We start from the raw sequence: 13,078 nt of genomic DNA on the forward strand, positions 1-13,078 counted from the left end.
AGAATATGCCGACGAGGTAAAGCACTCTGTACGCTACCGTACCTAACTCGATTTTACCGCCGAGCCCCGGGGCGCGAGTACAGGTCGATGATGGTGCCGATCGCGTCGGCGCAGACGGAGCAGAACTTCTCGCTGCGGTCGAACATGATGCACTGCATCTGCGGGCGGTAGTAGCCCTTGGCCTCGTAGTTAGCCCCCTCGAACGCGCCCACCGTGTGGAAGTGCGGGTCTTTCGAGAACAGCGCATTGGTCGACTCCAGGTCCTTGCGGAACAAGGCGCTCATTTCCGACTCCGGCCGGTTGGCCGCCCGCAGCGCGGCGCGCTCCTTCTGGTAGGCGCGCGACGCCGTTTCATAGGCCTCCTTCGGCCACGGCGTCGGCAGCGGCGTGCCCTGCTTGACGAACTTCTTCCACTTCACATTGGCCGGATCGCGCAGCGCGGTCGCATTCGGCTCCCACGGCTCCTGGCGCGCGCCGGTCGACTGGTAGGCCACGGGCGAGGTGTAATACTCGTCGGCCAGGCCGGCGAAGTGGTGGCCGAATTCGTGCACGAACAGGTAGTTGGCCCAGTCGTTGTTGGCCGCCGCGGTGCTGAACTGGCCGAAGATGCCGCCACCGCCATAGGTCTCGTTGTTCACCAATATCTCGATGAATTCGTACGGCGCGTATTGCGCCAGCTCGCGCAAGGCGCGGTTGTCGGTGGTCAGCACATAGCGCTCGCTGCCGAAAATGTCGTAGCGCGCGCCCAGCGGCGACGCATGATGCACGCCGGTCGACGGCCGCGATACGCCCGATTCCTCGGTCGGCAGCGCCAGCGCCCAGACGTTGAAGTCCTTCGCGCGCTCCTTGAACGGCGAGGTTTCAAACAGGTGGTCGGCCAGTTTGCGCGCGGTCGCTTCAAACTTCGCCATCTCCGCCTTGGTGTAGCCGTCGCCCAGGATCAGCAGGTCGACCTTGTCCGGCGAAGGGCCATTGACGCGGATGCCGATCGGTTTGGCCAAATCAGGTGGAGGCGTCTGCTTGCGCACCACGTCCATCGCATCGGTATCGATGTCGGCGGTCCAGACCACGGAGAACGCGTTGCGGTCGTCCCGCTTCAGGATGCGCACGCGCACCGGCCGGTCCGGCTTCGGAAAGCGCACCGACTCCTGGAAGCCGCGATTGGCGTGACTGGCCTCCTCGGTGCTGCGCCACTCGGCGAAGATGGTCGAGAAGCCGCGCGAGTACAGCAGGTCGCCGGTCTTGGCGTCGACCACCTCGACCATGTTGTTGCCGCGATTGGTGTCGTCGACGGTGCGGCTCATGTCGCCCGGCCACGGCAGCGGCTCGATCACCACGCGCTCCATCGCATACTGCTCGTTGAGCGCATTGCCGCTGTGAAGATAGTCGAGGCGGACCGTGGCCGGCTGCGCGGCAGCAGCCAATGCGGGCACAGTGACGGCCAGCGCCAGCACGTAAGAGATAAAGCGGTTCATGGGACTCCCGGCGGTCAGTGAAAAGTGACCGCCATTGTAATCCCGCGCCTGGCCAAAATGCGCTTCTATGTCCGCCATTTTCCGTTGCGGACCAACTCGGCCACGGCGTCGGCGAACACTTTCGGCACCTCCTGCGGCAGATTGTGGCCTGCTCCGGGAACGCGCCGATGGCTGCGCGGGCCGCTGAACTTTGCCGCCGACGCGCTGCCGTCGGTGGCGCGGATCACGCCGTCGTCAAGGCCGTCGAGCGTGATCGTCGGTACCGGAATCACCGGCCCGGTGGCCAGCTTCGCTTCCTGCTTTTCATAATCCGGATAGCCGGGCGCCGCGCCCAGCCGGTGACGGTACGAATGCAGCACCACCTCGACATAGTCCGGATTATCGAACGCCTTGGCCGATCGTTCGAAGGTCGGGCCGTCGAAGCGCCAGCTCGGCGAATTGTTCTCCCACAGGATGCGGGCGACGTCGTTGCGGTTGGCCGTCAGTCCCGCGCGACCGCGCTCGGTCAGGAAGTAGAACTGGTACCAGAAGCCCGCCTCCACCTTGGCCGGCGCCGGCAAGCTTGCCTTGGCGATGTCCTGTATCAGATAGCTGTTGACCGACACCAGCCCGACCACGCGCGTGGGCCGCAGCGCCGCCGCCACGCAGGCGGCGCGGCCGCCCCAGTCGTAGCCGGCCAGCACCGCCTCCGGTATGTGCAGCGCGTCCATCAGGTCGATGACGTCCTGGCCGATGGCCGCCTGCTGGCCCGAGCGCGGCGTGGCGCCGTCGAGGAAGCGCGTGGTGCCGTGGCCGCGCAAGTGCGGCACGATCACGCGGTAGCCTTGCGCCGCCAGCATCGGCGCCACTTCGACGTAGCTGTGGATGTCGTACGGATAGCCGTGCAGCAGTATCACCGGCCGGCCGTTCTCGGGCCCGGTTTCGTGATAGCCGACGTCCAGCACGCCGGCCTCCACCTGGCGCACGGCCATCACCGGCAGCGGGCCGGTATTCGGTTTGACGGGTGGTGGCAGGTCCTTGCCTTGAGCGGCAGCGGCCACGCCGCCCAGCGACAACCCGGCGGCGCCGGCGGCGGCCGACAGCAAAAAGCCGCGGCGGTTCAGTACAGAGTCAGACATGGTGAAGCTCCTTTGAGTTGAATGCGGTCACGCCGCGTCGATACCGGCAATCAGTTCACTGGCCAGCCAGCCGGCCAGCAGTTCGCCTGCCCTGGTCACGCCCCATGCGTCGCCCAGACGTTCGACCAGCCAGTCGCACAGCTCCGTAAAACTGCCGCAGGCCTGCAGGCGCAGCAACGCCTCGTGCTCCAGCGCGTCGACCTGCTTCAGGCAGGAGGTATAGCCCCGCCGCCAGACCAGCAAGCCGACCGGCCGCGCCAGCATTTCGCTTTCCGGCGGCGTTTCTTCGGCCCACAGCGCCGACCAGATTTGTTCGGCGTTGGTGATGGCGACGGCGCTCATGAACGAGGGCGCGACGCTCAGCACAGCCTTGTCCCAGTCGACCTGCGCCAGGCCTTCCAGCGCCAGCGGGCGGGCGTCGGGCGCAATGAAGGTCGCCGACAAGGCGTGCTCTATCCACGCCAGTTCATACACGTCCGGGTTGTCGGGGAACAGCGCGACCAGCGTGCGGTCGAAGCCGTCGGCGTACGCATCCAGCGTCCACGCATGCGGCGGATGCCTGTCGATATGCGTGATGGCGGCGGTGCGGAACGCCTCTTCGCCTATCCACGCGCGCAGCCGCGGGTAGGACTGCTCGAGACAGCCCACCAGCTGCGCGCGGTAGTTGTTCTGGTAGACCGCCAGCCCGGCCATCGCGCGCGCATCGGTGCCGATGGAGGCGCTGGGCTCGGCGGCCACCAGCCATGTCTGGAAATCCCGCTGCAGGTCGGCCAGCATCATGCGGCCTCCCGGTGCCATGCGCGCAGCGCGCCCAGCGAACGCGCCGTCGACACCTCCCGCATCAGGTCCGCCAGCGGCGGGATGTCGTCGTCGCGTTCTATCATGGTCGCCACCGGTCCGGCCAGCGCCATCGCCTGCGAATACAGCTGCCATACTTCTTCGCTGACCGGGCCGTCGTGCGTGTCGATCAGCAGGCCGGCGCCCCGGCTATGGCCGGCCAGGTGGATCTGCCGCACATGCTCGAACGGGATGCCGGCGATGAATTCGCCGGCGTCGAAGCCGTGGTTGGCGGCGCTGACGTAGATGTTGTTCACGTCCAGCAGCAGCCCGCAGCCGGTGCGCCTGGCCATCGCCGACAGGAATTCCCATTCGGTCATCGCCGCGCCGCCGAAGGCCAGGTAGCTGGACGGATTCTCGAACAGCATGGCCCGGCCCAGCACATCCTGGGCCTGTGAGATATTGGTGCAGACGATGTCCAGCGCTTCCTCGGTGTACGGCACCGGCAGCAGATCGTGCGAATTGAAGCCGCCGATGCGCGACCAGCTCAGATGGTCGGAGACGAACAGCGGCTCGATCTCGTCGGCCAATGCCTTGAGCCGCTTGAGGTAGTCGGCGCGCAGGCCGTCGGCCGAGCCGATCGACATCGACACGCCATGCAGCGCGACCGGATGCCGTTCGCGGATCTGGCGCAGGATATGGCGCGGCTGGCCGCCGGCGATCATGAAGTTCTCGGAGATGACCTCCACAAAGTCCACGGCGACCCGGGTTTCCAGGAAGTCGCGGTAATGCTCCTTGCGCAGGCCAAGGCCATATCCCGAAAAGTGGGGAGCGGTGGCGCTCATGATTACTTCGTTTCCGTCAGCGTGCCGCCTTCGGCCAGGCAGGCGGTCTTGGTGCGCACCAGCACGCCCTCGCCCTTGCACGAGTTCAGGCCCTTGCAGTCGTTCTTGGCGGTGGCGCACAGGCTGGTGCCCTTGCAGGTGTTGATGCCGTAGCAGCGGCCGGGCTTTTCGACGGAGGCGTCTTTTTCGGCGGCGCTGACGTGGGTGCCGATGGTGAGGGAGGCCAGCGCCATCAGGGCGGAAGCGGCGGCGATGCTGACACGGGAAGCGACGGATTGGTTCATGGTGATACTCCTTGGTGATGGTTCAAAAAATTACTGCGCGCGCTGCGCGGCTTCGACAATGACTTGGGCGACTGCTTCCGGCTGCGAGATGTAGACCAGGTGGCTGCCCTTGATCTCGGTCACCTTGGAACCGGCGCGCTTATACATCCAGCGCTGCAGGTCCGGGCTCAGCGCGCGGTCCTCGGTGGAGACGATGGCGTAGCTCGGCTTGTTCTTCCATGCGGCCGTCGCGATCTTCGTGTTGAAGGCGGCGGCGGTGGCCGGCACCTGCGACGCGGCCAGGAAGTTGGTGCGGTTGGGCGTCAGGTCGCCGGCGAAGTCCGCGTTGAATTTTGCGCGGTCGAAGTACAGGTGGCCGTCCTGCGTGGCGACGATGTCGTTGCTCGGCGACGGCATCGTGCCGATCACCTGTGCCAGCGTCTCGCCGACGTCCGGCAGCACGCCGGCCACGAACACCAGCGCCTTGACCTTGTCGCCGTCGCCGGCGGTGGAGATGACGGCGCCGGCCGAGCTGTGGCCGACCAGGATCGCCGGGCCGTCCTGCTGCTCCAGCGCGCTGCGGGTGGCGGCCACGTCGTCGGCGAAGCTCGTATGCGGCTGCCCCACCACGGTGATGTGGTAGCCCTTGAGCCACAGGATGTCGTGCACCGTGCGCCAGCCGGAGCCGTCGACAAAGGAGCCCGGCACCAGCACGATGTTCTTGGCGCCGGCCGGCACTTCGGCCGCCATCGAGGAGGACATGCCGGCGGCCAGCAGCGCGGCGGCCATGGCGATTGCGTTCAAGGTTTTCATTTCTTGTCCTTCGCGGTCAGCGAGCCGTAGCCCTTGGGTGTCTTGATTTTGGTGCAAGTACCTTTTTCGACCAGGGTCCAGGCGTCGCCCTGGTAGTCGGTGACGGAGGTGCCGGCGCAGCTGGTGCCGGCGCCGGCGGCGCAGTCGTTCTGGCCGGCCAGCGAGACGCCGAAGCATTTTTCGGTCGGCTTGGCGGCGTCGGCGGCATGGACGCCGCCGGTCAGTGCGGCCAGCGTCAAGGCCAGCGATGCGGCAAGGGCGGAACGGGAGGTAAGCATGGTGATTCCTTTTCAGTTGAGGTTGAACTACATTTAAACGTGCGCGATGTCAGCGGATGCGATGAATTTATTTAAAAAAAAAGCCGGTCGAGCGACCACTTGCCGCCGCCCTGCGCGACCAGCGGCAACAGCACGGCGGTCCACAGCAGGTGGGTGGGCCAGGCGGCGGGATAGACGAAGATCTCGATCACGGCCGTCATGCCCAGCAGCGCCAGCGCGGCGTAGCGGGTGAACAGGCCGGCCACCAGCAGCAACGGGAACAGGTGCTCGGCGTAGGTGGCCAGCGGCGCCGCCAGTTCCGCCGGTATCAGCGGCAGATGGTATTCCGAACGGAACAGCTCGTAGGTGAAGGGCTTCAGCGCCAGCCAGCCCTGCACCTTGGTGCGGCCGGACAGGAAGAAGACGGCGGCGATGCCGACCCGCGCCACCAGCAATTGCAGAGACTGCGGCAGCGCCGTTGAGATGGCGGCGCCCGAGGGCGCGGTTGACTGATTCATGTTCACTCCGGGTTATTAATCGCATCCGCTTTAATCGGATGAGTTGAATAATACCAGCATTCCGGAGCATGTCAATGGTTGCGATTAAATCGCATACGTAACATTTTTGTGATACTTCGGCGGCCGCGCGCAGGCGGCAGCGATGGACGTCTCCTTTGGCGCCTACTTCGGCGTCAGCGACTGGCCGATGTCGAGCGGCCGGATGTCGAGCCGCATATTGAGGATGGAGTAGCTTTGCGGCGCCGCCGACGCGTAGCCCACGCTGTCGCGCGTCTTGCTGAAGGTGAACTGGAAGCCCAGCTCCGGCAGCGGCGTATTGCGGCCGCTGGTGGCGATGCCGATCGCCTCGCTGCGGCGGTTGTTCATCAGGTTTTCCATCAGCTCGACCACCGCGTTCTTGCCCAGGATATCGGGCGAGAACACCGGCTCGCGCAGCACCGCCGCATGCGCCTGCAGCTTGCCCGAGGCCTTGGCCTCGGACGGCGTGAAGGTATGCGTGGCCAGGTCGTACTTGTCGCCCCGGTCCAGGTAGCTGATGACGGCGTTCGAGACGTTGAAGCCGGCGCTGCCCGGATCGGTGGTGGCGCGCGACAGGTCGATCAGCAGCGCGCCCTTGTGGCCGACGATCTCCACGCGGCGCCGGTTGTCCACCACCATCGCCGTGTTCTCGTCGATGCCGAGGCCGAACTTGTAGCCCTTCTTCAGCATCGCCGGGATCATGCGGGCGAAGCGCCCGCGCACCAGCAGGTGCTGGTCGACGAACACGTCGTCGCCGATGAAGCCCAGCCCCGGCGCGATCTCCCGACCCTCGGTGACGCCGGCCCGCAAGGTTGCGAACACCGTGTTCGGCGCGTAGAACATGGTGCTGCTCATGATGGCCGCGCCGGCGCTGCTGCCGGCCACCACGCCGCCGTTGCGGTACAGGTCCCACACCGCGTCCAGCACCGCGCTGCGGCTGCCGTCCTCGCGCACCAGCGCCTGCGTGATGCGGGCCTGGTCGCCGCCGACGAAGAACACGCCGCCGGCGCCGCGCACCGCGGCCGCCAGTTCGGGATCGTCGGCCACCTTGCGGAAATCGCTGTCGGCCAGCTTGACCGCCAGCGGCACCAGGAAGGCGCTCGCGCCGTAGGCATTGAGCCGGGCCACGATCGCCTCGCCCACCAGCGTCGGGTCGGACGAGGCCGACGGCAGCACGGCGATGCGCGCGCCCTGGCCGCCGGCCAGCTGCACGATGCGCTGCCAGACCTCGGCATTGTCGGCCCGCAGGTTGCCGCCGATGATGACCAGCGATCCCTTGGGCCCGGCCGGCGCCACCGGCAGCGTCGGATCGACGGTCGGCGCGGCCAGCGCGCCGCCCAGCGGCACCGCCAGCGTCAGCGTCGCCTGCAGCAGGTGCTTCAACAAGGTGGTGGTCATGCCCATGGCGGCTCCGGCAAAAAAATGGGACGGCGCCTGCCGTCCCATTAAATATAACCGATTTCGCGCGGCCGTCAGCGGTAGCGGTACAGCGGCTGCTGCAGCTGGATCGGCCGGATGTCCATGCGCAGCTTGAGCACCGAGTAGGCCTCCGCCTCGGTCGAGCTGTAGCCGACGCTGTTGATGGTTTTACTGAAGCGGAATTCGAAGCCGAACTCAGGCGAAACGTCGCGTGGATTGCCGAAGGCGATGCCGATGGCTTCCTGCTGGGCGTTGTCGATCAGGTTGACCATCAGGTCCAGCACCGCGTTGTTGCCGAGGATGTCGTTGGTGTACACCGGCTCGCGGGTATCGGGCTCGTTCGGATCGAGCTTGTTGTCGGCCTTGTCCGGCGACGGTGTGAACTCGCGCGTCACCAGGTTGAACTTGTCGCCGCGGTCCAGGTAGCTGATGGTGGCGTTGCTGATGTTGAAGCCCTTGACGCCGCGGTCGGTGATCGCCGCCGACAGGTCCAGCAGCAGCGCGCCGCTGTAGCCGATGATCTCGACGTCGCGCTTGGCGTTGACCACCATCGCGCTGTTCTCGTCGATGCCGAGGCCGATCTGATAACCTTTTTTCAACATCACCGGGATCATGCGGGCGAAGCGGCCGCGCACCAGTAGATGCTGGTCGACGAACACGTCGTCGCCGATGAAGCCCAGGCCGGAGGCGATCTCGTGGCCGTCGTTGACGCCCTGCTTGAGCATCTCCAGCGTGCCCTTGGCGTCGTAGAACATGGTGGTGCTCATGATCGCCGCGCCGGCGCTGGAGCCGGCCACCACGCCGCCGTCGCGGTACACGTCCCACACCGCGTCCAGCGCCGCCGTGTGCTTGCCGTCCGGTCGCACCAGCGCCTTGGTGATGCGCGCCTGGTCGCCGCCGGTGAAGTAGATGCCGGTGGCCGAATGGATCGCCGCCACCACTTCCGGGTCCTCGGCCGCCTTGCGGTAGTCGCTGTTGGGCAGCGTGACGCCCAGCGGAATGAAGAAGGCCTGGGCGCCGTATTGATTGAGTTTGTTGACGGTGTTCTGGGCCGACTTCTCGGGGTTGATCGAGGCCGAGCCGAACACGCCGATGCGCGCGCCCTTGCCGCCGGCCAGCTGCACGATGCGCTGCCAGACTTCCGCGTTGTCGGCCCGCAGGCCGCCGCCGATGATGACCAGGTTGCCCGCAGGCGGCGCCAGCACCGGCTTGGGCGGGGGCACCGCCTTGGCCGGCTTGCTGGCCTTGACCTGCACTTGATGGGTCTTGGCGACCGGCGTCGTGGCGGCCGTCTGCGCAGCGCACACGCCGGCGCCGGAGAACACCAGCATCCCGAGCATGCCAAAGCGCATGACAAGGCGCTGGAGCGCAAAACCTGTAAATTTCATGTTGCCCTTCCGATGAAAACCGGCGCCAGGGCTCTCGCGCGGCGCCGTAATAATGCAGATGATACCAATCTATTCCTCAATCCGACTTAAAGCATCATTACGTTACATTACTTGAAGGCGTAATTGGCGCTGGCATAGAAACGGCGGCCGCGCGGATCGGTGTAGGTCGGATCATAGCCTGAGATGAAGAAATAGGCTTGATTCGAATAGGGCGGCGCGGTGTTGAACAGGTTCTGCACGCCGGCCCGGAACTTGAGCCCCTTGGTCGCCTGCCAGGCGCCCGACAGGTCCCACAGCGAATACGCCTTCACGTGGTTGGACGCCACCACCGAGCCGTCGTCGATGTTGATCGCCGAGTTCTGGTCCTCATAGCCGCTCGAATAGGTGTTCGACAGGCTGGCCGAATACGGCCCCCGGTCCCAGTCGAAGGTGACGGTATGGCGCCAGCGCTGCACCACGCCGTCGGTGACGAAGCGGCCCAGATTGCTCAGGTAGACGTCGCCGACCGAGTTCTGGATCTTCGAATTGAGCACATAGGTGCCGGACAGGTGGCCGCCGAAGCGGCCGGCCCAGGTCTGCACGCCGCGGAAGTCCAGCGTCAGGTCCAGGCCCGTGGCCACCTGCGCGCCGCGGTTTTCCTTGCGCAGCTCGATATAGTCGATCAGGCCGTCCTCGTCGCGGTGCACCAGGTTGCCGTACTTGGCCAGGTTGCCGAGGATGACGTCGTCGCCGATCTCGCTGATCAGGTCCGTGCGCTTGATGTTCCAGTAGTCCAGCGTCATCGCCACCTGCTTGCTCGGCTCGAGCACCATGCCGACCGAGTACTGGCGGCTGCGCTCGGGCTTCAGGTCCGGATTCGAATAGCGGCGGGTGTCCCAGTTGTCGGCGCAGTCGGCGAAGTTGTTGTCCACCGTCGCGCAGTACTGCGGATCCGGCAAGGTGGCCGTGGCGCCGTAGATGGTCGGGCGGTACATGTCCGACATCGACGGCGCGCGGAAGCCGCGCCCGGCCGAGGCGCGGAACAGCATGGTCTTGGCCGGCATGTAGGTGACGCCGATCTTCGGACTGGCGGCGCCGCCGACCACCTGGTAATGGTCGTAGCGCGCCGACAGCTGCGCCTCCCACTGCTTGGTCAACGGCAGCAGCAGTTCGCCGTACACCGCCTGCACGGTGCGGCTGTCGCTGGTGGCGCGGCCGCCTTCGGGCGCGGCGTCGTTGTTGATGTTATCGCTCAGCAGCAGCGCCGACGGCGTGAAGTCGGTGCGCTCGTGGCGCACCTCGCCGCCCAGCGCCAGCGCCGCCTCGCCGCCGGCCAGCGTGCCGACCGGATGCGACACCTTGAAGTCGACCGAATCCATCACGCCGCGCGCGTGGCGCACGTCGTCGTTGACCTGGATACTGTTCAGCAGCGCCACGCCGGCCGCGCCCGACGGGCCGAAGGGATTGATCGTGCCGTCGTAGATCCCCGCCTGCAGCTTGTCGTACAGCAGATAGCCGTGGGTATCCTTGTCCTTGATGGTGTTGACGCTGTGATTGAGGCCGATATCGTAATCGAAGCCGCGCGCGCTGCCGGTCATGCCGACCACGAAGCGCTGGCTTTCGCTGGTCAACTCGCTGGTGCGGCGGCCCGCCTCGGCCAGGCGGATGCGCAGCTCGACATCGCCGACCACGTCGTCGTCCGCGCTGGCTTCCTCCGATTCCAGGTCGTACTTGGCCAGGCCGGGAATCTTCTTGTAGTTGATCGGCGCCCTGACGCGCGCCGACGAGGCCACGTAGCTGGTCTTCGAGCGGCTCAGCGCCACCTCGGCAAACAGCTGGTTGTCGGCGTTCAGCTGCAGCACGCCGCGGCTCAGCAGGTTGACCTTGTCCGACTTCGGATACAGCTCGGTGTCGCCCATGTAGTTGTAGGTGCAGGCGTCGACGCCGCCGGTGCCGGTCGGCAGGTACAGGTTGGCCGGCGGCGCGCAGTTCGGCACCGACAGGTTGATGGTGCGGTTGGTGATCGGCTTGCCGTTGATGGTGAAGCCCTGCTCCTGCAGGTAGTCGCGCTGGGCGCCGGTCAGGCGGATGTTGGCCGGACCGGTATAGCCGGACAGCAGGTGCGGCAGGCGCTCGGGGATCTGCAGGTTGTTGATGAATTTGCGCTGCGAGGTGCTCAGCGCGTCGGTGCGCTGCACGTCGAGCACCGCGAACACATTGTAGCCATCCTTGCCCAGGTCGCCCTTGCCGGCGCTGATGGTGGCGGTGCGCTTGCCGGCGCCGCCCTCGTCGGTCCTGCCGCCGTAGGCGTTCAGCTCCAGGCCCTGGAAATCCTTGCGGGTGATGAAGTTGATCACGCCGCCGATGGCGTCGGTGCCGTACAGCGCCGAGGCGCCGTCCAGCAGCACCTCGACGCGCTGGATCGCGGCGGCCGGGATGTTGTTCAGGTCGACGCCGGTGTCGTCGCCGGGCGAGGCGAAATTGGCCATGCGGCGGCCGTTCAGCAGCACCAGCGTGGACGAGGTGCCGATGCCGCGCAGGTTGGCGCTGTTGAAGCCGCGCTGGTCGTGGCCGTCGGTGATGCTGGCGCCGTCGGTCAGGCCGCCGACGTTGGCCGACACGCGCGCCATCAGTTCCGACGCGGTGGTCACGCCGGCCTTCTCGATGTCCTCGCGGGTGATGACCTGCACCGGCAGCGCCGTTTCGGACTCGATGCGGCGGATCGCCGAGCCGGTGATCTCGACCTTGGGCATGATAGTCGCCGCCGCCGGCGCGGCCGGCGCCTCCTGCGCGACGGCCTGCTGGCCCAGCAGCCCGATCACCGCTCCCACGCTCAGGGCGCGCCGTACCGAGTGCGCCATCGTCGAAACCCGCATGCCGTGCAATTCACCCATATATATTCTCTCTGGTAGCAATGTAAATAATTCAATTAAACTAACTGTACGCACATCGCCGTGAAAACTCAAGAAAGCAGGCCGCCTTTCGCCGTGCAGCGATTTACTTTGTGAAAATAGTGCTACATACTCAATCTTTGACCGCAAATAGTGTTAGCTCACCCATGCAAGTACACAAACACCCCCTCTCCGGCCCGCACAGCAACGCCGCATTTGAACTGACCAGTTTTCACTTCGGCAGCGCGGGCACCGGCAAAAAGGTCTATGTCCAGGCCTCGCTGCACGCCGACGAGGTACCCGGCATGCTGGTCGCGCAATACCTGCGCAAGGAACTGACCGCGCTCGAACAAGCCGGCAAGATCGCCGGTGAAGTCATCCTGGTGCCCGCCGCCAACCCGATCGGCCTGGCGCAGGCGATCCACGGCGCCGCCTTCGGCCGCTTCGACCTGACCACCGGCATCAACTTCAACCGCTCCTACAAGCACGTCGCCGACGACCTGAAAAAGTCGCTGGAAGGCCTGCTGGGACAAGACGCCGACGCCAACGTGCGGCTGATACGCGAACACGCGCGCGCCTCGATCGCCACCTGGCAGCCCGCCACCGACGCCGAGACGCTGAAGAAAACCCTGATGACGATGGCGGTGGACGCCGACATCGTCATCGATCTGCACTGCGACAACGAGGCGGTGCTGCACGTCTACGCCGGCACGCCGCTGGCCGAAGGCATCGCGCCGCTGTCGGCCATCATGGGCGCGCACGCGCTGCTGCTGGCCTACCAGGCCGGCGGCGAGCCGTTCGACGAGGCCTGCAGCCGCCTGTGGTGGGACCTGGACAAGCACTTCGAAGGCCGCTACCCGATCCCCGCCGCCTGCCTGTCGACCACCGTCGAGCTGCGCGGCGAAATGGAAGTGAGCTACGCGCTGGCCGAGAAGGACGCCGCCGGCCTGCTGCAGTTCCTGACCCTGAGCGGCGTGCTGCTGCCCAAGGACGCCGCAGCCGCGGCGGCGGCCGCGGTGCTGCCCGCGCCGCTGTGCCAGGCCACGCCACTGGAAGGCGTCGAGCCGCTGTACGCGCCGCACGCCGGCATCCTGGTCTACACCCGCGACCTCGGCGCGCGCCTGGCGCCGGGCGACGCCATCGCCGACCTGATCGACCCGGTCAGCGGCGAGACCACGGTGATCCGCGCCAGCGTGGCCGGCGTGTTCTTCGCCCGCAGCGCGCACCGCCATGTGATACGCGGCATGAACGTCGGCAAAGTCGCCGGCGCCCAGGCCTTCCGCGCAGGCGATTTGCTGAGCCAATAAATCAAAACAA

Annotated in this window: 12 protein-coding genes; 1 reads left to right on the top strand and 11 read right to left on the bottom strand. The window is 66.3% G+C overall.

Going from position 1 to position 13,078, the window contains the following annotated elements; translation table 11 throughout:
* Positions 1-53 precede the first annotated feature (53 nt).
* The 11 genes from ACSQ3S_RS29880 to ACSQ3S_RS29930 all read right to left on the bottom strand — a co-directional run bounded on the left by ACSQ3S_RS29880 (position 54) and on the right by ACSQ3S_RS29930 (position 11,764).
* The gene (locus tag ACSQ3S_RS29880) at positions 54-1,475 is read right to left on the bottom strand and encodes a M64 family metallopeptidase (protein WP_436144637.1); all 1,422 of its coding nucleotides are present in this window, start codon (positions 1,473-1,475) and stop codon (positions 54-56) included.
* Positions 1,476-1,540: 65 nt separating this feature from the next.
* Positions 1,541-2,593: an alpha/beta fold hydrolase gene (locus ACSQ3S_RS29885; RefSeq protein ID WP_436144638.1), complete on the bottom strand. Its 1,053-nt coding sequence runs from the start codon at positions 2,591-2,593 to the stop codon at positions 1,541-1,543.
* 27 nt (positions 2,594-2,620) lie between these two features.
* Complete coding sequence (locus tag ACSQ3S_RS29890; protein WP_436144639.1) at positions 2,621-3,373, bottom strand: HvfC/BufC family peptide modification chaperone; 753 nt, start codon at positions 3,371-3,373, stop codon at positions 2,621-2,623.
* Complete coding sequence (gene bufB / locus ACSQ3S_RS29895) at positions 3,370-4,215, bottom strand: MNIO family bufferin maturase (protein WP_436144640.1); 846 nt, start codon at positions 4,213-4,215, stop codon at positions 3,370-3,372. Before bufB ends, ACSQ3S_RS29890 begins: the two co-directional genes overlap by 4 nt.
* Positions 4,216-4,217: 2 nt before the next feature.
* Positions 4,218-4,499, bottom strand: a complete 282-nt coding sequence (gene bufA2 / locus ACSQ3S_RS29900; RefSeq protein ID WP_436144641.1) for a BufA2 family periplasmic bufferin-type metallophore — start codon at positions 4,497-4,499, stop codon at positions 4,218-4,220.
* 30 nt (positions 4,500-4,529) lie between these two features.
* Positions 4,530-5,291, bottom strand: a complete 762-nt coding sequence (locus ACSQ3S_RS29905; protein ID WP_436144642.1) for an alpha/beta hydrolase — start codon at positions 5,289-5,291, stop codon at positions 4,530-4,532.
* Entirely contained in the window at positions 5,288-5,569 is a 282-nt protein-coding gene (locus ACSQ3S_RS29910; protein WP_176652426.1) for a BufA1 family periplasmic bufferin-type metallophore, read from the bottom strand. The genes ACSQ3S_RS29905 and ACSQ3S_RS29910 overlap by 4 nt, the downstream gene beginning before the upstream one ends.
* A gap of 71 nt (positions 5,570-5,640) precedes the next feature.
* Positions 5,641-6,066: a DoxX family protein gene (locus ACSQ3S_RS29915; protein ID WP_436144643.1), complete on the bottom strand. Its 426-nt coding sequence runs from the start codon at positions 6,064-6,066 to the stop codon at positions 5,641-5,643.
* Between the two features lie 162 nt (positions 6,067-6,228).
* The gene (locus ACSQ3S_RS29920) at positions 6,229-7,482 is read right to left on the bottom strand and encodes a cyanophycinase (RefSeq protein WP_436145098.1); all 1,254 of its coding nucleotides are present in this window, start codon (positions 7,480-7,482) and stop codon (positions 6,229-6,231) included.
* A 74-nt stretch (positions 7,483-7,556) separates the two neighbouring features.
* Positions 7,557-8,891, bottom strand: a complete 1,335-nt coding sequence (locus tag ACSQ3S_RS29925) for a cyanophycinase (protein WP_176652424.1) — start codon at positions 8,889-8,891, stop codon at positions 7,557-7,559.
* A gap of 107 nt (positions 8,892-8,998) precedes the next feature.
* Entirely contained in the window at positions 8,999-11,764 is a 2,766-nt protein-coding gene (locus ACSQ3S_RS29930; protein WP_436144644.1) for a TonB-dependent receptor, read from the bottom strand.
* 164 nt (positions 11,765-11,928) lie between these two features.
* Here ACSQ3S_RS29930 and ACSQ3S_RS29935 point away from each other — a divergent pair, with 164 nt between their 5' ends.
* Positions 11,929-13,068, top strand: a complete 1,140-nt coding sequence (locus ACSQ3S_RS29935) for a succinylglutamate desuccinylase/aspartoacylase family protein (protein WP_436144645.1) — start codon at positions 11,929-11,931, stop codon at positions 13,066-13,068.
* The last annotated feature ends 10 nt before the right edge of the window (positions 13,069-13,078 follow it).

The sequence above is a fragment of the Duganella sp. LjRoot269 genome (assembly GCF_964254095.1).
GTDB classification, from domain to species: Bacteria; Pseudomonadota; Gammaproteobacteria; order Burkholderiales; family Burkholderiaceae_D; genus Rugamonas; species Rugamonas hordei.